Origin of the sequence: Kribbella koreensis (assembly GCF_039525325.1) — a bacterium.
Lineage (GTDB): Bacteria > Actinomycetota > Actinomycetes > Propionibacteriales > Kribbellaceae > Kribbella > Kribbella koreensis.
On the sequence record NZ_BAAAHK010000003.1, the window covers coordinates 896,854 to 918,058 of the forward strand.

Annotated in this window: 14 protein-coding genes; 6 read left to right on the top strand and 8 right to left on the bottom strand. The window is 68.3% G+C overall.

Annotated features, from left to right (window positions below; genetic code table 11):
* Positions 1-223 precede the first annotated feature (223 nt).
* The 3 genes from ABD116_RS07790 to ABD116_RS07800 are packed head-to-tail and all read left to right on the top strand — an operon-like array spanning position 224 to position 6,444.
* Positions 224-4,648: a hypothetical protein gene (locus ABD116_RS07790; protein ID WP_343966381.1), complete on the top strand. Its 4,425-nt coding sequence runs from the start codon at positions 224-226 to the stop codon at positions 4,646-4,648.
* A 36-nt stretch (positions 4,649-4,684) separates the two neighbouring features.
* A complete protein-coding gene (locus tag ABD116_RS07795; protein WP_343966383.1) occupies positions 4,685-5,335 on the top strand; it encodes an RNA polymerase sigma factor in 651 nt (216 codons plus the stop codon).
* On the top strand, positions 5,335-6,444 hold the full coding sequence (locus tag ABD116_RS07800) for a CU044_5270 family protein (protein ID WP_343966385.1): 1,110 nt from the start codon (positions 5,335-5,337) through the stop codon (positions 6,442-6,444). The genes ABD116_RS07795 and ABD116_RS07800 overlap by 1 nt, the downstream gene beginning before the upstream one ends.
* A 43-nt stretch (positions 6,445-6,487) precedes the next feature.
* On the opposite strand, the gene ABD116_RS07805 is transcribed toward ABD116_RS07800, so the two are convergent.
* The 8 genes from ABD116_RS07805 to ABD116_RS07840 form a co-directional block, all read right to left on the bottom strand.
* On the bottom strand, positions 6,488-6,868 hold the full coding sequence (locus ABD116_RS07805) for a hypothetical protein (RefSeq protein ID WP_343966387.1): 381 nt from the start codon (positions 6,866-6,868) through the stop codon (positions 6,488-6,490).
* Positions 6,861-7,331 (bottom strand): hypothetical protein, encoded by a 471-nt coding sequence (locus tag ABD116_RS07810; protein WP_343966389.1) that lies wholly within the window; start codon positions 7,329-7,331, stop codon positions 6,861-6,863. Before ABD116_RS07810 ends, ABD116_RS07805 begins: the two co-directional genes overlap by 8 nt.
* The gene (locus ABD116_RS07815; RefSeq protein ID WP_343966391.1) at positions 7,331-8,635 is read right to left on the bottom strand and encodes a hypothetical protein; all 1,305 of its coding nucleotides are present in this window, start codon (positions 8,633-8,635) and stop codon (positions 7,331-7,333) included. The genes ABD116_RS07810 and ABD116_RS07815 overlap by 1 nt, the downstream gene beginning before the upstream one ends.
* Position 8,636: 1 nt before the next feature.
* Positions 8,637-8,897, bottom strand: a complete 261-nt coding sequence (locus ABD116_RS07820) for a hypothetical protein (RefSeq protein WP_164592782.1) — start codon at positions 8,895-8,897, stop codon at positions 8,637-8,639.
* Positions 8,898-8,910: 13 nt separating this feature from the next.
* Entirely contained in the window at positions 8,911-9,591 is a 681-nt protein-coding gene (locus ABD116_RS07825; RefSeq protein ID WP_343966393.1) for a hypothetical protein, read from the bottom strand.
* Positions 9,588-12,353, bottom strand: a complete 2,766-nt coding sequence (locus ABD116_RS07830; RefSeq protein WP_343966395.1) for an FtsK/SpoIIIE domain-containing protein — start codon at positions 12,351-12,353, stop codon at positions 9,588-9,590. The genes ABD116_RS07825 and ABD116_RS07830 overlap by 4 nt, the downstream gene beginning before the upstream one ends.
* 113 nt (positions 12,354-12,466) lie before the next feature.
* Entirely contained in the window at positions 12,467-12,865 is a 399-nt protein-coding gene (locus ABD116_RS07835) for a VOC family protein (RefSeq protein ID WP_343966397.1), read from the bottom strand.
* Between the two features lie 7 nt (positions 12,866-12,872).
* Entirely contained in the window at positions 12,873-13,085 is a 213-nt protein-coding gene (locus tag ABD116_RS07840) for a hypothetical protein (protein ID WP_343966399.1), read from the bottom strand.
* A gap of 173 nt (positions 13,086-13,258) precedes the next feature.
* Between ABD116_RS07840 and ABD116_RS07845 the strand changes: the two genes are divergently transcribed.
* The 3 genes from ABD116_RS07845 to ABD116_RS07855 all read left to right on the top strand — a co-directional run bounded on the left by ABD116_RS07845 (position 13,259) and on the right by ABD116_RS07855 (position 20,887).
* A complete protein-coding gene (locus tag ABD116_RS07845) occupies positions 13,259-16,375 on the top strand; it encodes a PD-(D/E)XK nuclease family protein (RefSeq protein WP_343966401.1) in 3,117 nt (1,038 codons plus the stop codon).
* On the top strand, positions 16,368-20,057 hold the full coding sequence (locus tag ABD116_RS07850; RefSeq protein ID WP_343966404.1) for a UvrD-helicase domain-containing protein: 3,690 nt from the start codon (positions 16,368-16,370) through the stop codon (positions 20,055-20,057). Before ABD116_RS07845 ends, ABD116_RS07850 begins: the two co-directional genes overlap by 8 nt.
* 197 nt (positions 20,058-20,254) lie before the next feature.
* Entirely contained in the window at positions 20,255-20,887 is a 633-nt protein-coding gene (locus ABD116_RS07855; RefSeq protein ID WP_343966406.1) for a LysE/ArgO family amino acid transporter, read from the top strand.
* Positions 20,888-21,205: the final 318 nt, after the last annotated feature.

Genomic DNA, 21,205 nt, shown 5'->3' on the forward strand with positions numbered 1-21,205 from the left:
CCCATCAGCGGCATCGAATAGCTGTCGTTCACTTCGATCACTTCCACTTCCCTGTGGGGATGGGTTCACTCGTAGTGACGAACCGGTGACGGCTTCATGACGCGGATTCGGGAGATATTTTTCGAGACCGCCCGTTGCCCGATCAGGCCGCGTTTCGGGCGGGCCCCCGCCGCCTGCGCCGGATGCTCTGGACCGCTCCTGACGGATCCGGAGAATCGGTGGAATGGGGGAACTGCGGGATCAACGGGAGGACTCTGCCGGACAGGCCCGGCAGACTGGCGGACCGCAGAGTGCGGCGCTGAGTCCTGCCGCAGCCAACCTGCTCGGGCTGCAGGCCTCGGCCGGCAACGCGGCCGTGGCGCAGGCGATGGACTCCGAGATCAACGGGACGCTCGAGACGATCTACTCCACCCTGCATGTCGGCGGCATGTCCGACGACCGGGTGGAGAACGTACTGCGCCTGCTGCTGGCCAACTTCCCCTCGGCCGAGAAGCTCAAGGCCGGGTACCAGAGTCAGTACAAGCTCGATCTGTACCGTGACCTGGCCACGCTGCCCGCGGAGAAGGCCGTCCGGGCCCGGGACTACCTCGACACGGGCACGTTGCGGACGATGACCAAGCTGCTGATCTCGCTCGAAGGCGCCGGTACCGACCTGCCGACGCTGTGGCGCGTTCTCGGCGACGCGCACGCCGAGGGCGACCCGGAGAAGAAGTGGACGGAGGTCGCCGGCGGTGGACGGCTGGACGACCTGTCGGGCTACAGCCGCTTCGCGGGCGAGACGCTGGACGTCGCGCTCGACGACGACCTGGACGGGCACGAGCTGATCCGGGCGCACGCGATCCTCAAGTTCGGCAAGCCGCGCGACATCGACGAGCTGGTGATCGCGATGGAGCAGATCGGTACCGACGAAGCGAAACTGTTCGGGGCGCTCGGCACGGCCGGCAAGCGGGCGACGATCGAGCAGGAGTACCGCGACTACGAGCTGCGCAAGTACACCGCGACCCCCAACGGGCACGGCGTACTGCTGGAGGATCTGGGCGCCGAGATGGACGGCGAGGACTACCGGCACGCGCTCGCGCTGCTCGGCTACGACGAGAAGCTCAAGAAGCTGGCTGCTGACCAGGGGCTGGTCGCGCTGGTCAAGGCCGCGACGCACGGGCTGGGGACGAACAACGCGCTGATCTGGGACTCGGTCGGCAAGGCCAGCCCCGCGGAGAAGGCGGCGCTGCTGAAGGAGGTCGACGCTCCCGGCGATCCCCTGGGCCTCAAGGGCCTCACCGGCGACCTCAGCGACACCGACCACGCCCGCCTCCGCGCCATGCTGCTCGCTCCCGACCCCGCTGTTGCTACGCCTGCACCAGGCGGTACCACCCCAGCGCCCGGTACTACGGCCGTACCGGCGCCGCCTGGTCCTGATGAGCCTGGCTTCTCGTCGTCTGGTGTCACCGACCCCGCGATCCTGAGCGATCCCCTGGTCCTGCGTCTGCGCGGACTCGGCGGTGTCGACACGCTGACGGTCTTCGACACCCTCAAGATGGCCAAACCCACCGTCTGGAAGGCCTTCCGCGACGCCTGGAACGACCCGAAGTCGCCCTTCCATCTCTACGTCTCCGCCAACACCGTCGTCGGCGAGAAGCGCGACCTGGCGATCGTCCTCGGCACCGATCTGCGCGCCCGGCTCGACTACTGCATCGGCATGGTCAGTGACGACGAGGACTACCTCTTCCTGCTGCTCGAGGAGTTCGCCACCGACTCCGACCGGCACGTGCTCAGCAAGGACCAGGGATTCCGCGACAAGGTCCTCGGCGCGCTCAGCTCGTCGGAGCAGAACCGCGCCGAGGCAGCACTCCGCCCCCGCGACCAGAGCGCCCAGGAGCAGGCCGACTGGCTCAAGAAGGCGGTCGACCGGGAGAGCAGCAGCTTCTTCGACCTGTTCACCGACACCGGCGACGCACTGCGGGACGAGAAACGCGAGCTCGCCCAGAAGGCTGCCGGCCCGTCCGGAAGCGAGCTGGACAAGCAGATCGCGAAGACCTCGAACGCGCTCACCAGTTACACCGCCGCGCGCGACGAGTTCGCCAACACGGCCTCGATGGTCGTCAACATCGCGGTGGGGGTGATCGCCGCCGTACTGACCGGAGGCGCGGCCGGTCCGATCGTCGCCGCCCAGCTGGCTCGGGCCGCGGCTGCCATGGCGTTGACGCGGGTTCTGTCCGAGAAGGTGATTCGTGGCGACCGGTTCGATGTGCTCGGCGCGGACGGCGCCGTCGCGTTCGCGGCCGGTGCGACCGATGGGGTGATGAACGTGCTGGGCGGCGTCGCGGCGCGCGGCATCAGCACGGCCGCGCTCGACGCGATGGGGCCGACGGTCGGTGCCCTTGCCAGGACGGCCCACGGGACGGCCGCGGTCGGCGTACTGCGGACGTCGCTCGAAGGGGGTCTGTCCGGTGGCGCGTCCGGGATGGTCGAGACGGTGGCGAAGGACGAGACCTGGCGGCAGGGCATCCAGAACGGTGTCGAGACGTCGATCAAGGCCGCCGGGGCGGGCGCCGGGCAGGGCGCACTCGTTGCCGTCGGCATCCATACCGTCTCGTCCGCGATCAGCGCGATGCGATTGCCTGCCACGGATCCGGCCCGTCAGGCGCTGCGTCAGGCGGTCCTCGACGGCAATCCCGAGGCTGCGAAGGGATTCGTGGCCGGGATGGAACGCTGGGAGACAGGCATCCGCGATCTGGACGCCGGTACCGGGATCGGGGCCGGACTGGAGCCAGGGGTCCGCCAGCAGCTGATCCGGCGGGTGCAGGAGCATCGCCGGCAGCTGGTCCAGCAGCTGGGTGAGCACTTCGACGCGAAGCCGTTGGGTGGCGCGAGCACGGAGGCGATCAGCGATGTCGATCTGAGCGTTTCGGGCGAGAACGCCGGTACGAATCTGCTGGCGGCCGAGGCGTTTCTGGATGGGTTGTACCCGGGGTGGCGTTCGAAGTACCGGATGGGGTTGATGGTCGACGCCACCCGGATCGGGACGTACACGCAAGCGCTGGAGGGACTGCCGCCGCAGGCGCGGGCGGCGCTGGAGTCCCGGGTGACGATGGAGGTCGAGACGCTCAACGCCGCACGGCGGCTGCGGAACGCTAGTGGGCCCGAGCGTGGGCTGTTGCTCAAGGACCTGCCGGCTGGGATCGCTCCGGAACGCGTGGAGATCCTGGCCGGGCTTGGCGATGAGGCGCGGCAGGCGGTACGCGACCATGCGCTGGTCGAGGGCGACAAGTTGCTGGCCCAGCTCAAGGCGGCGACGGATCCGGCCGAGAAGGCGCGACTGGCCGAGCAGGTTACCTACCAGCAGATGCTGGCCAATGCGATGAGCGATGACGCGTACCTGTCGCCGGGTGGGGTGAAGGGCTTCGCGCTGAACCAGCCGTTGTCGGGGCCGCATCAGCACTATCAGGCGGCGCTCGATCAGCTCGACATGGCTGGCCATGCGATCCGCGAAGCGGGCGGCGTACTGGAGGCCATGCGCAGCTACGAGCTGTTCAAGTACATCAATCGTTTCAGCGTGATCGTCGAGTCGGCCGGGTTGACCGATCCGTCGCTGAACTTCTTCAAGAACTGGTCTGATCTGGTCTATCGGGTGGATCGCGCGGCGACCGGGGCCGAGGCACGGCCGGGCGGTCTGGGCAGCGAGGCGAAGGGGGCGCACAAGTCGGGGGCGCGGTACGACAACCCGGGTGAGGCGCTGGATGCGCCGACGGCCGAGTTCCTGCTGGGGCGGTACGAGGAGTTCCAGGCTTTCGTCGCACGGCACACTGCGGAGCTGAGGGCACGTACGCAGCCTGAGGGTGCTGAGGCCGGGTCTTCGGGGTTGAGCAGACTGCCGGATCCCACCGCGCAGGACACGACGCCGAGCGGGGACACCGGTGACGGCCGGCTGACTCCTCCTCCGGTGCCGCTAGGTGGGTTGGAGGCGTTGCATCAGCCGATCGGGCGGCCGGTGGTCGATGAGGAGGCAGGGCAGGCGCTGATCCGGCGGCTGGCGAGCAACGACGCGAGCGCGCTGACCGACATCGGTGTCTCGCTGCCGCCGAAGTTCAGCCCGGAAGGACGCGAGTGGGGGCTGGCCCGGCTGGCCGACGGGACGTACGCGATCATCCAGGGCTCACCGGGCGTCATCCACTGGCCACGCGGCAGCACGCCACTCGGTCACACCCATCCGTGGCACGCCGGCCGGATGATCAGCGAGGGCGGTACGCCGATCACCGCGATGGCCGACTCGACAGTGACCAGCGACACCGCGGTGTATCTGCAGAAGGTGAAGGTGTTCCCGTCGGTCGGTGACATCGGCTTGGCGTCGGCCAAGGGCTGGAAAAGTCACGAAGTACACACTCCGTACGTCCACCTCGGCGACGGCCGGATCGGCAACCCCACCGCCGCCCCCGCGGCGCCCCGGCTCAGCTTCCGCGTCCTCGACGCCGAGATCGTCGGCCACATCGACATCTTCGACGTCACCCGCTGCCAGCTCCAGGCGGTTGCCGACGGCAAAGTCATCTGGGAGGGCACGGTCTGGGCCTCCAACGCGGGCGTGGGCACCATCGAGACCAAACCACCCACCACCTTGAACCCCGGTCGCTACAGCGACCGCTACCGCCGCTGAGCAGCTTTGCACCTTGCTGGGTGGCAGGCTGGCGGGATGGGGCGGGAACCGGATGCGGCCGTGCGGGCAGAAGCAGGTATGCACCCACTCCGCCTAGTGACCGAGACAGCTCCGGCCGAGCCCCCTCCACCGTCGGATGGCGAGCTGATCGAGGCCGGGGAGACACCTGATGACTTCGCCCGGCTGTTCGACCGGTACTCGGTCACCATCCACCGGTACGTCGCTCGGCGGCTCGGGACGGCCGAAGCGGACGACCTGCTCGGGCAGACGTTCCTGGTCGCCTTCGAACGCAGGCACCGGTACGTCGATTCGCCTGCGGGCGCACTGCCCTGGCTGTACGGCATCGCCACCAACCTGATCCATCGTCGACGGCGCGACGAGGTCCGTCAGTACCGCGCGTATGCCCGCTCGGAGCCGGCCGGTTCCGAGCAACACGGTGACCCGCTCAGTACGGACGTCGCCGCCCGTGTGGACGCAGCGGTGGCTACGCGTGCGCTTACCGGCGTACTGGCTGGTCTGCGCAAGGTCGAACGGGATGTGCTGCTGCTCTACGCGTGGGAGGACCTCAGTTACGCCGAGATCGCGCTCGCGCTCGACCTGCCCATCGGGACCGTCCGGTCCCGCCTCCACCGAGCCCGTCGAGCCCTCCGCTCCGCGCTCGGCCCCGACTTCGAGGAGAACCTATGATGACCGAGATCGACCTGCTCAAGCGCGTCCGCGACGACGTACCGGCCCCTGACCCGCTAGCCCTGGCCCGCGCCCGCCAACGCCTGTTCACCCCACCACCTGTACGCCGCTGCGTCACCCGGGGACGTCTGCTCGTCGCCGGCGGCCTGGCCCTCACCCTGGCCGGAGGCTTCCTCGCCGCTGACGTGGTCGGCCACGAGAGCAGCCCTCTGCCCGGTACGGCCGCCGACGCCAGCACTTTCCTCGCCAACGCGGCAGCCCTGGTCAAGGCCGGCCCGGACACGCCGATCCGCCCGGGGCAGTACCGGCTGGTCACCACGGAGGTCAGCCGCATGTACGAGTTCGGGCCGGGCAAGAAGTACCGGGCCATGGTGAACGGCGCAACCAACGAGTGGATCCCTGCCGACCCGACCACCCGCAGGCATCCGCTGCAGACCCAAGAGCTCACCAAGGTCGAGTTCACGACTCCCGAGGCCAGGGCGGCTGCACGGAGGCTTGCGCCGGTCCTGTTCACGCATCCGAAGCCGACGCTGTACGCCGCCAACTGCCACGGCATCATCATCCAGTCGAGCCTCTCCCCAGAAGTGCTGAACCGGCCGTGCATTCCCGGCTGGTCACTTCCGACCGCCGAGTTCCTCGCCCGGCAGCCGCGCGACCCGGACAAGCTGCTCACGGCGTTGCGCAACGCACCGCTCCTCGACCACCCACCGTCGAATCCGCTCGAGCAGGCCCGGGTGGAGAACACGCCCCCCGACGAGATCGCCTTCGGCCGGATCGCCGCCGTGCTGGAGCTGGGGGTCGCGCCGGCCGATCTACGCGCCGCGCTCTACCAGGCAGCCGCCAAGCTCCCCGGGATCGTCCTCATCGACGACGTGGTGACCATCGCCGGGAAACACGGCCGCGCGATCGGCTACGAGCGGCACGGCCAGCGGCAGGACATCATCATCTCGCCGACGGACGGTCAGAGCATCGGCTCCCGCTGGGTCGTCACCCAGGAAGGCGCTGACCTCGACAAGGCCAACCTGACCGGCAACGCTCGCCCCGGCGACCTCGACATGGCCACTTCGGTCACCTCCCGGATCACTTCCAGGGCCCCAGCCATCAAGTAGCTCGCTGCCGCGCTGTCCGGAGTCCCGGGCGGCACGGCTGCTCTCATCCCTCCCGCACCTCGGTAACCCAGTCCCGCCACTGCGGCAGATCCGGCTCATCCATGCTGACCCCCGCCGCGAAGTAGTGCGTCCCCGCATCCGGCAGATAAGCCGCCACCAGATAAGTCACGTCCTCCACCAACAACAAAGGCATCCCCAACCCGACCAGCCGCTCGAAACTCGCCCGAGCCTCATCTCCCCCACCCACCAGATCAACCTGAACCCCATACGGATCGATCGCCTGAGCCTCCCCCGCCTCGAGCTCCCCCAGCACATGCCAATTCCCATGCACCGAAACCCCAGCCCCCAGCACCCCCTGCACCAACCCAGCGACCTCCTCGACAGCCAACTCAGTCCCAAGAAAAACGCTGTACTCGTCAGCCATCAACCCGCACCCAATTCCGCCACTTGTCCCGATCCGGCGCATCGACGGTCACCGGCTCATCGAAGTACTGGGTGCCGGTTCCTGGGAGGTGCGCGGCGTCCAGGATCGTCACCTCGTGGACCAGGAGCATCGGTACCTCCGGCCGCGCCTCGACCAACTTGTCGAACACCAGCCGAGCCTCCCGTCGCAACACCTCGTCCGGCTTCAACCGGATCCCGATCTCGATCGGATACCCGTCGATCGCCTGAATCTCGCCGGGCTCGTCATCCGGCGACTCATAGATATTCCGACCGACCGACACCCGCAGCCACCCATCCACTGTCGCCGCCCGCCCCCGCAGTCCGACCTCGTCCTCGTCCTGCCCGCCCTGCAACAGTTCCAGCCCCAACACCCCAACCAGCCACCCAGCCACCTGCCCCGGCTCCTCGTCGAGCTGCAGAAAAATGCTCTCATCGGTGGCCATCAGTTCTCCTTCGCATACGTGATCATCCGTCCATCACCGAGAATCAGGTGCACAACCCTGGCAACTGTCGTTCCCTGCTGCCTCGCCGCCGCGCGGTACGCCTCCCGGGCGGCATCCTCGCCGAGCTCGACGTTCCTGCCGTCGATGACTACCTCGCCGTCGACCGCGCGCACCTGCCGCCCGGCTTTGAGAATGTTGCGTTTGACCGTCTCGATCCTGCTGGTCTCCAAGGTCTTGAACTCAACGACCGAACCTCGATCAAAGCGGCTCTTGCGTGCCATCGCATCCGGGTCCGGACCATCGGACCTGTTGTCGATCAGCCTCGCATCGACGCGCCACCCCTCGCCGGAAAGACGCTCGGCGATTCTCAGCTCTTTCGGCACGAAGCTGCTGTGCGGGTCATGCACCCCGGGTGCGAAGTCATCGCCCAAAGCGCGCGGATGCACCGCGGGGTCGAAGTCCGCGACGTCGTCGAGTGCGGTGTCTATTTCTGGTACTTCGATGGCCTCTGGCGGCCGGCCCTCGAAGTCGCCCGGTTCTGGTAGGTGGACGTCGATCATTACCGGGGGCGCCGGGGTGGGTGGGGGCTCATCGGGGTAGGTGAAGGTGGCGGTGACCTTGTCGGGTTCTATCAGGATGGTGGCGGCGGTCCAGGTTTGTTTGCCGGACTCTTCCATCGACTTGAGGAGCTCGCGGGCCGCCTTGTCGAGTTCGACCTTGATTTCGTAGTCGCGGTCTTCGGGGGGCTCGATCTCCTCGAAGACCTCCAGCTCGCCGGTCTCGGTGACCAGGATCTCGAACTCGAGCTCTTCCGGCTGCTCGTACTCCTCGGCGTCCTTCTCCTGTTGTTTGCGGAGTTTTTCGAAGGCCTTGCGGGCGACCGTGATCAGCGGGGGCTCGAAGTCTTCGGAGTCTTCCAACGGCTTGAAGGGCAAGGAGAAGCGGGTGACCCGGCCGAGTAGGTCGCGGGTGGCTAGGTCGGAGGAGCCGCCGGTGGTGCGGTTGCGGTCGGCGGACTGGGCGTCTGGGCGGTCGCTGGAGCGCGGCGCGCCGACGAGGCGCTCGGCCCAGGCTTTCGTCTTGGGCGGCGCCATCGACAGGTAGTGCGCGGCCTGCTCGCAAGCGCGTGCCGCCGCGTCCAGCTGCTGTGCGGCGACAGTCGCCTGCCCCTGCGACGCAGCGATCGCCAGTGCCGCGTTCTCGCGACACCGCTCGGCCGTGCGCTGCAGGTGCGCCACCACAGCGGGTACTTCGTTCAGGCACTCGACCAGTCCGCGCGCCACCCGCTGCAGGTCGGAGGGCATGTTAGATCTGGTCGGCGTAGCTCTTGCAGCCGGCCGAGGCGATCTCCAATGCCTCCGCTGCCTGTTCGACCGCCTTGCCGGCCGCGTCGAGGATCTCGGAGATGTCGCGGTCCACCCCGGTCGCCGTACCGGCGATCAGACTCTCCACCTGGGCGCTGTGCTGGATGAAGCGGAGCTTGAACCCGGCCAAGCCGCCAGCTGCTTGCTTGGCCTCGGCGGAGACCTGGTGCAACTGTTCCTTGAGCCGCTGTACGTCGGACACTTACTGCCTCTTCCTAGGGGTTGCGCTTCTTCGGCAGCACGATCGCCGTGCCGGCCACTGCGGCCGGTACCAGCACCGCCAGCCACCACGGCAGTCCTGCTGCCATCAGGACTACTACCAGGGCTGCCCCGCCCCAGCCCCACCAGCGGGCGCCGGGCAGTCGAGGCAGGCCCAGTACCCGCGACGCGGCCAGCAGGGTGACCGCCGCGATCGCAGCGGCCTCCAGGCCGACCAGGAGGGATCCCCTCGCTACCCAGACCAGTACGAAGCCGACCAGTACCTCGACGGCGCTGATCGTACGGCGCTTGCGCCGCTCCTGATCCGCCCGGGCCGCCTTGCGTACCTCTTCCAGCTTGTCGACGGTCTCCGCGAGCTGTTTGGTGAGCTTCGCAGCGGCCGCTTCCATGTCAGTCATACCGCGCATGTCCGGCAACGGGATGGAGGCGCGCTTGCCATCCGGCGGCAGCCCCGCCCGCTGCAGGCTCTCGGCTGCCTTCTCCGCGAGCGCATTGAGCCGGATCTCCAGCTTGCGCCCCCGCTCGGCCATGGCGTCTGCCTCCGCCATGGCGGTCGCCTCTGCCTTCGACCGGTGCGCAGTGAGCCGGTCCTGCGCCTGCTGCGCGTCTGCCCGGGCCCCTGCGACCTGCCGGAGCGCCCGCGCGTACTCCGTCCACTGCTGCTGCTCAGTCTTCATCGCCGCACCAACTCCAGGCACCGGTCGATCTCATCGGCCCGCAGCGGCGCAAACGGTACGACGACCTGCGCCTCCGGGTGCAACCCGTCCCACAGCAGCGCACGATGCGGTTCCGACGCCCACCGCACCAGCGGCCCGGCAACAGCCCGTACTCCGTCCTGCGGATGCCTCAGGAACACATGTGTCGCCACATTGGCGCGGCCGTACCCGAGTTGCTCAGTGCACACGTGCAACCGGTTCCACCACCCAAAGGTGACCAGCCCCTGCGCAGGCCCGTCCCGCACGATGTCCTGCAGCGCATTGGCCGGGCTCTCGAAGAACCCCTCCGCATGCGTCTGCATCTTCGGTACGCCGTGAAACCCGAACCCCAGCAAGTACGTAGTACCGCCAACCTGCCCGTCCCGCACCGTGTCCCGCAACGAGAACAACCGCGGCACCACATCCGCATGCTTGTCGACCGTCTCGACCTCGCATCCGAGCTGCCGCAGCGTCTCGACCAGCGCATGCTTGCCTTCAGCAACGACCGGCGCCGAGTCCGTGCCGTCCAGGAAGATGAACCGAGGCGGCACGACAGCAGCCGCAGCGGCCGACACCGCCAACCCGGTCAACACCCCCAGAGCATCCGTAGGCCCATCACCGAGCACCAGCACCCCAGCGCCAGGCTCCGGCCGCACCTCCACCGACACCGGCTCCTCGGTCACCGCGATCGGCAGCCCGGTCCACGGCCGCCCGAGCTCAGGCGACACCGCGGCGGCAGTGTCGGTCAGTCGCGCCGGCTCGGCCAGGTGGAAGATGCGCGGCGGGTGCGTAGTACCGGATCTCACCCACAACTCACGGCGCAGATCATCCAGCACCGCCTTGTCCGCAAAGCTGACGAGCACGTGCTGGTTGTCGTCGGGCGATCCGAAGTTCGCGTTCAGCACCGCCTCGCCGCGGAACTGCAGCTCCGCCGCGGCTGTGTTGCCCGTCCGCAGTATCGCCTGCGCGTCAGCCGGCGTCGTCTTCAACGCGATCCGGTAAGGCACCTGCCCGAAGATCGAGTCGCGCCGCGTCGACAACCGCTTCACGCCCTCGATCGTCTGCGTCGCCAGCACGACATGCACGCCGTACGCCCGCCCGAGCCGTACCAACCGCTCGAGCAATCGCGCGGCCTCGTCGGCCAGCTCGTCATCGTCCTCGAGCAGCACCTGGAACTCATCCAGCACCGCGAGAATGCGCGGCGGTCGCTCAGGTCCTGGCTCGAGCTCGGCGATATCGGCCACATTCCCATGCGACTTGAAGATCTCGCTCCGCCGGGCCAGCTCATCGGACAGATGCCGCAGTACCGCGAGCCCGAACGCCCGGTCGCTGTGCACCCCGAGCACCCGCACATGCGGCAGCCAATGCTCCCGCTCGCCGGCCGGCCCGAGCGCGGAGAACTCCACGCCGTGCTTGAAGTCGAGCAGGTACATCTCCAGATCCGCCGGGTCGTAGCGCGCGGCGAGACCATGGATCAGCACGAGCAGCAGGTTGGACTTGCCCTGCCCGACAGCGCCGCCCACCAGCACATGCGGCAGGGCGGGGTTGCCGCTGCGCAACCGCACCAGCGCCGGCGTGCGATCGTCGTACCCGATGACCGTGCTCAGCTCGTCGGTGACCGGTTGCCACCAGGTCGATCTGTCCGGAAGGGTGCGGTTGAAGTCGATCGTCGGCAGTACCGCGATCTCGGCCAGCTCGGCGACGACGTCACAGATGCCCGCGGCAACTCCCGCGTCGAAGGCCGGATCCAGCTTCGCCGGTACGTTCGGCAGCTGCGAGATCTCGACCTTCTCGTTGGCGATGGCAACGGGATTGAGCAGATCGAGCAACTGCCGGGCGTCGATCTCGTGCTCGCCCGTGCTCGACGGGTCGTGGTGGACCAGGAAGCAGATGCCGCGATCGGCGCCGGTCGCCGCCAGCCGCACGAGGTCGCGCTGAGCCAGCTGGTCGATCCCGGCCGGGTAGTCGAACAGCACGATCAGCCGGTACGGATCGGTCACCCGCCCGGTCTCGCGGACCAGGTCCTCGAAATGCTTGTGCCCCAACTGTGCTTGCCTGCTGGCACGCAACGACGAGACGTCGACCAGCCCGGACAGCACGGTGTGCAACTGATCCGCGGTATGCGTTGCCCGAGGCACCAGTTGCGGGTACTTCGTGGTCAAGTGCCCGAGCAGCCCCATCATCCCGGTCAGCCGCGGGTCGAACGCGTCGATCCGCAACCGGAACGGCTCGGCCGACGCGATCAGCCGCAACGCGACGCTCTGCAGCAGCCGTCGGGCCGACTCGTTGCGGTCGGCGGTCACCCGCCAGCCGTTGGTGCGCAAGAGGGGCGCGACTACCGGAGTACCGGCTTCGAGCTCTCCGACTCGCACGTACGACGGGGTGCCGGCGCCGATGTACTGGCGGTTTCGCCAGCGGGCGTCGTTGGGGGGAATGGATGCCAGTCCGGGTGCCAGCCGGTCGGCCAGGATGCGCGCGGCGGGCTCCGCGGTGGCCAACGCCTCCGAGGTGGCGGACTCGACCAAACCGCGCGATTCACGGCGCGCGGCGGCAGTCTCGGCCTGTAGCTGACGATGCAGCTGTACTGCGCGTTGATGCTCGCCACGAGTGAGCTGACGCGCGTTGTCGAGCAACTGCCCGAGCGCGAACTGGAGGCCGCGAATTCGTGCCTCTAGAACCTCTGGAACTGTCGCAGTCTCTGTGGGTGGTGCGGGCGTGCCACTCCCGTCAGGCTGCTCCGTCACGAGCACCGTCCTTCCACCTTCGCCCCGCGACCAACCGAATGCCTTCGCCAACCATGTCACACCAGCAGTCCCGTGCGTCACTCCAGGCACCAGAAGTCTCACCAACCGATCGGTTATCCGGGGGCGACGATCTCGAGCTCGTAGCCGTCCTGGTTATGCAGGAATGCGGCGTAATGCTGCGGCCCGCCGGCGTAGGGGTGCCGGTCGGCGAACATCAGCGTCCAGCCGTGCGCTGCGGCCTCGGTGACGATCGTGTCGACCTCGGCCCGGCTGGCCGCGTTCAGGGCCAGGTGGTTCATCCCGGGACGGAGCCGGTCGTGGACGTCGGCGGACAGGGCCGGGCTCTGCTCGACGACGATGTACGAACTGTCGGCCCCGGACTTCCAGCTGAATCCGCCGGGCCAGCCGTCACCGTCCTTCCAGCCCAGCTGGTGGAGCACCCAGCCCCAGTCGTTCAATGCCCGGGACAGGTCCGGGACCCAGATCTCGATGTGGTGCACAGCGGCGGCCATCGGAGCATTATCTGTGCTCGTCGCGGTATTCATCGTCGAACCGGCTCGAAACCGCTACCGAGACCAGTCCGGACAGCACCAGCCAGACCAGCGCGGCGACCAGCCACGGCCACCACTCCCGGCCCGCGGCGGCATCGGCGACAGCCTTGCCGAACAAGCCGCCGGACGGCGCGAAGACCAGCACCAGCAGTACGCGGGCGACGCTGCTCTCCTTGGTCATTCCTTCATTGTCCGAGCCGATCGCGATCCCCGCTCAGCTGCGGGCGTTTCGTCCCGTCGGCCCCTCCTTTCGCTTCCTTCCTTCCCTTGTTTTCCACAGTCTTGGCCGGGGGTTCAGGAAAGTGTCGGCCGGTTGGTCTAGCGTCTGTTGCGACAGTCAGGAAGGGGCTTCGAATGAGCGCGACCCGGATCGAGACCACGGCGTACGGCGCTGCCGCCCTCGCCAAGCTCGGCGAGGTCGTGACTGCGCTCAAGGCCGACGACCCGATGAAGCCGGTCACGCTGCTTCTCCCCAACAACCTGGCCGGCGTCACAGCCCGCCGTTTCCTGGCCCGGACGACGATCGGCGCCCTGTACCTGGCGACGTTGCCACGTCTGGCCGAGCAACTCTCCGCCGGCGCCCTCGCGCCCCGCCGACCAGCCACCCGCCCGATCGTCGCCGCCACCTGGCGAACCGCTTTGTCCAAAGCGCCTGGCGTCTTCGAAGCCGTCGCCGACCATCCCTCAACAATCCAAGCGCTTGCTGCAGCTCACCGCGAGCTCCGCGATCTTTCCCCGTCGGCACTCGACAAGGTGTCGTCGGCATCGACTCTCGGACCGGACCTGGTCAGGCTCCACCGCCATGTAACGGACGAGCTCCTACCCGACTGGTACGACGAGACCGAGCTACTGCACGCCGCCTCGGCCCGCTGCGAGCCCGGTGTCGTCGCCGAGCTCGGCGCCTTGGTTCTGTACCTCCCCCAGGAGCTCACCCAAGCCGAGGCAGGCTTCGTCTCCGCGCTCGGTGATGCCGCCGCCGACCTCACGGTGATCGTCGGCCTGACCGACGTCCGCCGTGCCGACCGCGCAGTCCGGCGGTCGCTGGAGCGCATCGGCATCGACCTCCCGACCTCGATCTCCAAGAACTACCCGGTCGCCACCGAGGTGCTCAACGCGTCCGACGCCGATGACGAGGTCCGCTGCGTCGTCCGGGACGTGGTCGCGTCGCTGAAACAAACGCCCGCTCATCGGATCGCAGTTCTGTACTCCGCATCGACGCCGTACGCGCGACTGCTGCACGAGCACCTGGCGGCCGCGAAGATCGAGGTCAACGGGCCTGGCACCCGGCCAGTTCACGAAAGGGCGATTGCCCGGACGCTGCTCGAAGTACTGGCGCTGGTCGATCACGACCTGCCACGGGCCGACCTGTTCCGCGCGCTGGCGAACGCGCCGACGCGTGACTTCACCGGGGAGCGGATTCCGGTGCCGCAATGGGAGCGGCTGTCGCGGGTCGCCGGGGTCGTGCGCGGCGACGACTGGGACGAGCGGCTCAGGCGATACGTGGAGTCGGAGCGCCGGACGGCCGAGCAGGAGCAGGCGTCCGATGACCCGATCGCGGGAGTCACCCGGCGCGCGCAGTACAACGCCGGCAACGGGCAGAAGCTGCACGAGTTCGCCGTCGAGCTGCGGCGGCGGCTCTTCGCTGCCTCGGAGCTGGGGACCTGGTCGGACCTCGCGAACTCAGTGCTCGGGCTGTTCCAAGCACTGCTCGGCGATGCGTCGGCCCTGCCCGTCGAGGAGCAGTATGCGGCGGTCGCGGTCGAGGGTTCGCTGCGCGGCCTCTCAACACTGGACGAGCTCGGCACTCCGGCCAGCCTGTCGGTACTACGAGATGTCCTCGATCTCGAATTGCAGCAGTCGTTGCCACGCGTCGGGACGTTCGGCACCGGCGTACTGGTCGCGCCGCTGTCGGCAAGCATCGGACTGTCGGTGGATCTCGTGTTCGTGGTCGGCCTGTCCGAGGACCTGTATCCCGGCAAGGTGCATGAGGATGCGCTGCTCCCCCACCGCGTCCGCGAGGCGGCGGCACCCGAGCTTGCGTCCTTCCGCGATCGGCTCGACGAGAAGCAACGGCACCTGCTCGTCGCGTTCTCCTCTGGTTCCTCGCGGGTCGTCGCGTCGTTCCCTCGCGGCGATCTGCGCCAATCCTCGCGCCGGCTGCCGACACGATGGTTGCTGGGCACGTTGCGGTCGATCACCGGCGACCACGCGTTGGCCGCGACGGAGTGGGACCAGGCAACTTATGGCGATCGGCTGCTGACCTCGGCGTCGTACGCGGGATCGTTGACCACGACAACCTTGCCGGCGACCGAGCAGGACTGGCGGGTGCGCGCGTTGACGGCGGGACTGACGCTGGCCGACGACGTGGTCGATCGGGCTCGGGTGTTGCTGCGTGCTCGGAGCGGCGACGAGTTCACGCGTTTCGACGGGAACCTGTCCGGCGTACCGGGGCTGCCCGACTACGCGCTCGAGGATCGGATCGCGTCGCCGACGTCGCTGGAGTCGTATGCGACCTGTCCGCATGCGTACTTCGTCGAGCGGCTGCTGCAGGTGGAGCCGCTGGAGGCGCCCGAGGATCTGCTGGTGATTTCGCCTTTGCAGGTGGGAAATCTGATCCACAACAGCCTCGATGCCTTCGTCAACCGGCTGAGCGGTTCGCTGCCCGGCTTCGGGGAGCCGTGGACAGCTGAGCAGCGGTCTTTGCTGGTGGCGATCGGCGCGGAGCTGGCCGACCGGTTCGAGGCCGAGGGGCTGACCGGGCATCCGCGGTTGTGGCAGCGCGAGCGGTTGCGGATCCTGGGCGATCTGCTGGTGCTGCTCACCGACGACGAGCGATGGCGTGCCGAGCATGACGCTTCGGTGGTGGCGAGCGAGCTGCGGTTCGGCTACGACGGCGAGCCGCCGGTGGAGATCCCGGTGCCGTCCGGCCGGGTGTTGCTGCGCGGGTCCGCCGACAAGGTAGACCTCGGCAAGGACGGCACGATCTACGTCACGGACGTCAAGACAGGTGGCTTCTCGCGGTACGAGTCGATCGAGTCGGATCCGGTGGCGGCCGGGACGAAGCTGCAACTTCCGGTCTATGCGTATGCGGCTCGCGCCCGCCTGGGTGAGCCGACGACACCGGTCGAGGCGTCGTACTGGTTCGTCCGCCGAGGCGGCCGTCGTATCCCGGTCCCGCTGACGACGGAGGTGGCCGCCCGGTACGTCGACACGCTCGACGTGATCGTCTCCTCGATCGCCGCCGGCTACTTCCCCGCAAAGGCACCGGAGATCCCCGACTTCCTCTGGGTGCAATGCCCCTACTGCAACCCCGATGGCATCGGCCACAGCGAAGTACGAGCCCGCTGGGACCGCAAACGCCACGACCCCACCCTCGACCGCCTGGTCCGCCTGATCGATCCAACGGCACTCACCCCTCCTCTCGACCCCGCTTCGCCTGCTCCGATTCAAGAGGTGCCGACCGATGTCTGAGCTCCTGGACGCCGACGCTCGCGAGCGGATCCGCACCGACACGTCCTCAACGCTCTTCGTCGAGGCCGGTGCGGGCTCGGGCAAGACGCATGCGCTGGTCGAGCGCGTCATCACGCTGGTGCTGCGCGACGGCGTACCGCTGAGCACGATCGCGGCCGTCACGTTCACCGAGAAGGCCGGCGCCGAGCTGCGCGACCGGCTGCGGGTGGAGTTCGAAAAGGCGCGCAAGGGCCCGGCCCGGGCTGCGGCCGACGATGCGCTCGACGATCTGGACTCGGCATCGATCGGGACCCTGCACTCGTTCGCCCAGCAGATCCTGCTCGCGCATCCGATCGAGGCCGGCCTGCCGCCACTGATCGACGTCCTCGATGAGGTCGGCTCCTCGGTCGCCTTCGAGGAGCGCTGGTCCGAGCTGCAACAGCAGTTGCTGGATGACGACACCATCGCCGAACCGTTGCTGCTCGCAATGGCCGTCGGCGTCGAGCTGAAGCACCTCCGCTCACTGGCGCGACTGTTCGGCAACGACTGGGACCTGATCGGCGATCGCGTTCTGGTCGATCCGCCCGAACTCGTCGCGATGCCGGACCTGAGCGGCCTGATCGCCGCAGCCGGCAAGATCGGCTCGACGATGGCGGACTGCCTCGACGCCGAGGACCGGATGCTCGCGAAGGTCCGCCAGATCCACAACCTCGGCCTCACGCTCGAAGCCGCCACCGATCAAGAGACTCAACTCGCGCACCTGCAGGCCTTGCGCAGCCTGAAGGTCGGCCGGATCGGCCGCAAGGAGAACTGGCCCGACATCGCCAAACTCCGCGCCGACTGCACCGAGGTCGTCGACGTCGCCGGCTCGCTCGTCGAGCTGCTCCTGGATGCTTGCCTACGGCACCTTTCTCGCTGGCTGGCCGTCCGGGTCCTCGAATCCGCCGAACTCCGCCGGGCAGAAGGCCGCCTGGAGTTCCACGACCTCCTGGTACTCGCCCGCGACCTCCTCCGCCGCGAGCCCGCCGTCCGTTCAGCACTCCAAGAGCGCTACGGACACCTTCTACTCGACGAGTTCCAAGACACCGACCCCATCCAGATCGAACTGGCAGTCCGCATCGCCGGCGGCGCGGACGCCGACGCCCCCGACTGGCGCGACGTCGAAATCCCCGACGGCAGCCTGTTCGTGGTAGGCGACCCCAAACAGTCGATCTACCGCTTCCGCCGAGCCAACATCGCCACCTACCTCACCGCCCAGGACCTCCTAGGCGACACAGTCACCCTCACCACCAACTTCCGCACAGTCCCCGACGTCCTGGACTGGATCAACACCGTCTTCACCACCCTCATCACCCCCGAACCAGCCGCCCAACCCACCTACCACCCCCTAACCCCCCACCGCCCCTCCGCCGCCGCTGCTCCCTCCCTCACCGCCGTCACCGCTGAGCGAGCCCCGACAACACCTTCACCAGCCCTCAACACGTCGCCCACCGTCACAATGCTCACGCCCACCGGCAACGAACCGCCCTCAGGCGCCTCCCCCAAGCCCAGCGCGGACACAGCTCGGCCTGATCCCGCCTCCTCACCTCCCCCGATCTCCGACCACACAACTCCGGTAAGCGGCGACCAACTCTCCTTCCTGGACTTCTCCGACGAGCCGACCGACTCCGACGGGTCGACCGTGTTCGGCGAGTCCGGCGACTTCTCCAGCACCCCCGGCGACTCCGACGCCTCAGGCGACGCGTCGGTGGACGAGCCTGCAGAGACACCGCATCTCGCCAGCGTCACCCCGCTCCGTCGGCACCTCTCCGCGGTGCCCACTCCGTCTGACGCGACCAACGAGCCCCTCAGCCAACTCGCCGGCGACCTCAGTACTGCCCAATCCAGCGCCGGCCCAGCAGTAACAATCCTCGGCGCCGAGCCGCACGACGACCTCCCCCGCGCGCAAGCCTCCGTCCTCCGCGAATGCGAGGCAGCCGACGTCGCCGCAGTCATCGACCAGGCCCTCAACAACAACTGGCAGGTCTTCGACGACAAGACCGAGTCCTGGCGCCCAGCCGGCGCCGGCGACATCGCAGTACTCGTCCCAGCCCGCACCTCACTCCCGTTCCTCGAGGAAGCCCTCGACCGCGCCGACATCCCGTACCGCGCCGAGGCCAGTTCCCTCGTCTACCAAACCGCCGAGGTCCGCGACCTCCTCGCCTGCGCCCGCGCCCTCGGCGACCCCAGCGACCAACTAGCCCTGGTCACCGCCCTCCGCTCTGCCCTCTTCGGCTGCGGCGACGACGACCTCTTCACCTGGAAGCGATCCGGCGGCTCCTTCAACCTCACCGCTCCCGTCCCCGACGCCCTCCTCACCCACCCGGTCGGCGAAGCGATGGAGTGGCTCCGCCGTACGTACTACGCCTCCCGCTGGCTGACCCCGAGCGAAGTCCTCGCCAAGATCGTCGCCGACCGCCGCATGCTCGAAGTAGCCGCCACCGGCCCCCGCGCCCGCGACGCCTGGCGCCGGGTCCGCTTCGTCGTCGACCAGGCCCGCGCCTGGTCCGAGGTCGAACACGGCGGCCTGCGCTCCTACCTCGCCTGGGCCGCGCACCAAGGCGAGGAAGCATCACGAGTCGCCGAAGCCGTCCTCCCCGAGACCGACGCCGACGCAGTACGCGTGATGACGATCCACGCCGCGAAGGGCCTCGAGTTCCCCATCGTCATCCTCTCCGGCATGACCGCCGCCCCGAACCGCCAACGCGGCGTACAGGTCCTCTGGCCCACCGACGGCGGGTACGCCGTCAAGCTCAAGTCCTCCGTCCAAACCGAAGACTTCGACCTCGTCCAACCCGTCGACGAGCAGATGGACGACTTCGAACGCCGCCGTCTCCTGTACGTCGCCACGACCCGCGCCCGCGACCACCTCGTCATCTCACTCCACCGTTCGGGCACCCGCCGCCACTCCAGCAACGCCGAACTCTTCGCCTCGGCCGACGCCGCCACCGCCGCCAACCCGGCCCTCTTCACCGGCCCTCAGGTCACGGCGACAACCAGCACCAACCACGCCGAGCAGGTACGCCCGCCAGTCAACCGCCAGGAGTGGGAAGCCCGGATCACCGACGCCCGCCAAGCGAGCCGCAAACGCTCCGCCCAAAGCGCCTCCGGCCTCGAGGGCACCGGCCCCGACGTTGCTCTCCAAGGTTCGGACCCCGGCGCCGCCAAGGCAGCCCGCGACGTCGAGCTCCCACCCTGGTCCAAGGGCCGCTACGGCACGGCCATCGGCCGCGCAGTACACGGCGTCCTCCAAGTAGTCGACCTAGCCACCGGCGCCGGCCTAGACGCCGCCGTCGCCGCCCAATGCCTAGCCGAAGGCGTAGTCGAGTACGCCGACGTCGTCACCGCCCTGGTCCGCTCGGCCCTCGCCTCAGAGGTGGTCCAACGAGCAGCAGCCCGCGAACACTGGCGCGAATCCTACGTAGGCACCCTCCAACCAGACGGCACCGTCCTGGAGGGTTTCGTAGACCTCATCTACCGCGAGGACGACGGCACCCTGATCATCGTCGACTACAAAACCGACGCCATCCCCGCCGAAGCCCTCGACGCCCGTATCGCCCACTATGCCCCCCAACTCCACACCTACACCGACCTACTCCCCAACACCGGCCGCCCCGTCCTCCTCTTCCTGGCCCCCACCACAGCCCACGCCCACCAGCTCTGAAATCCGCTTGCCCGCGCCATCCGCGGACCGCCATCATCGCCCTATGACCACGACGAAAGCCCTTCTGCTCTTGACCTACACCGACCTCTCGGTGCGGGCCCAGCAGCAGACCGGCCGAGCGCGGAGGCCAATCCCCTCGCGGTCATGACCGCCCCGCTCGCAGGGCCGCACCGCACCTCGCTCGCCGGGCGGCACTCATGACCGCCGCCTTGGTCGCAGGCCTCCTGGCCGGCTACGGCATCGCCATGCCAGTAGGCGCCATAGCGACGTACCTAGTAGCCCTCACGGCCCGCACTTCCCTAAAGCTGGGCGCATTCGCCGCCCTAGGCGTCGCAACAGCCGACGGCCTCTACGCCCTCATCGCCACCCTCGGCGGCTCAGCCCTGTCCCCACTCATAGAACCGATCACGGTCCCCCTCAAGTGGGCCTCGGTCCTAGTCCTCCTAGCCCTGGCGACCCGCGGCGCAATCACAGCCATCACCCAACACCGCCGCCTGTACTCATCCGACGCCTCGGCAACCACTCCCCCAAGCCCACCCCGCGCCTACTTCGCCCTACTCGCAATGACCATCCTCAACCCCACCACAATCATCTACTTCACCGCCTTGGTCCTAGCCAGCCAAGACGCCACAACCCCAACCCACCTTGAAGAATCAGCCTTCGTCCTAGCCGCCTTCATCGCCTCCACCTCCTGGCAACTAGCCCTAGCCACCAGCGGCGCCCTCCTTGGCCGCCTCCTAACCACCCCCACCGCCCGCCTACTAACAGCCCTACTCTCCAGCACCCTCATCACCGCCCTAGCCCTACACCTACTACTAACCACCCTCTAACCCAGATTGACGACCATGCCCTCACCCACGAAGACTTCGAATGAGCCCTAACCCACAGCTGCCTGACACCATTCACGCCCTGACCAAAACCTCCCCACCCGACGCCGAACTCCACCTCCCCAGAGATGTGGCGCCTTCAGCGGCGTCAGCTCAGCTCTCGAACCTCGATCTCCAGTCGGTACAAGGACCGGATGTCCTCAGCCAACGCCCGCCCGGCAAACCGTGGAACTCTCGCTTCCCACCAAGCCGCGCCGGGCCGCACCTGCTGCTCGGTCAGCAGCGCCCGATACCGATCGTCAATCGCCTCGATCTCGGCCC

Bases quoted from the DNA above. Each gene is read 5' to 3' on its own strand.
- ABD116_RS07790 (WP_343966381.1), top strand. From the start codon at position 224: ATGGGGGAACTGCGGGATCAACGGGAGGACTCTGCCGGACAGGCCCGG.
- ABD116_RS07795 (WP_343966383.1), top strand. From the start codon at position 4,685: ATGGGGCGGGAACCGGATGCGGCCGTGCGGGCAGAAGCAGGTATGCAC.
- ABD116_RS07800 (WP_343966385.1), top strand. From the start codon at position 5,335: ATGACCGAGATCGACCTGCTCAAGCGCGTCCGCGACGACGTACCGGCC.
- ABD116_RS07805 (WP_343966387.1), bottom strand. From the start codon at position 6,868: ATGGCTGACGAGTACAGCGTTTTTCTTGGGACTGAGTTGGCTGTCGAG.
- ABD116_RS07810 (WP_343966389.1), bottom strand. From the start codon at position 7,331: ATGGCCACCGATGAGAGCATTTTTCTGCAGCTCGACGAGGAGCCGGGG.
- ABD116_RS07815 (WP_343966391.1), bottom strand. From the start codon at position 8,635: ATGCCCTCCGACCTGCAGCGGGTGGCGCGCGGACTGGTCGAGTGCCTG.
- ABD116_RS07825 (WP_343966393.1), bottom strand. From the start codon at position 9,591: ATGAAGACTGAGCAGCAGCAGTGGACGGAGTACGCGCGGGCGCTCCGG.
- ABD116_RS07835 (WP_343966397.1), bottom strand. From the start codon at position 12,865: ATGGCCGCCGCTGTGCACCACATCGAGATCTGGGTCCCGGACCTGTCC.
- ABD116_RS07840 (WP_343966399.1), bottom strand. From the start codon at position 13,085: ATGACCAAGGAGAGCAGCGTCGCCCGCGTACTGCTGGTGCTGGTCTTC.
- ABD116_RS07845 (WP_343966401.1), top strand. From the start codon at position 13,259: ATGAGCGCGACCCGGATCGAGACCACGGCGTACGGCGCTGCCGCCCTC.
- ABD116_RS07850 (WP_343966404.1), top strand. From the start codon at position 16,368: ATGTCTGAGCTCCTGGACGCCGACGCTCGCGAGCGGATCCGCACCGAC.
- ABD116_RS07855 (WP_343966406.1), top strand. From the start codon at position 20,255: ATGACCGCCGCCTTGGTCGCAGGCCTCCTGGCCGGCTACGGCATCGCC.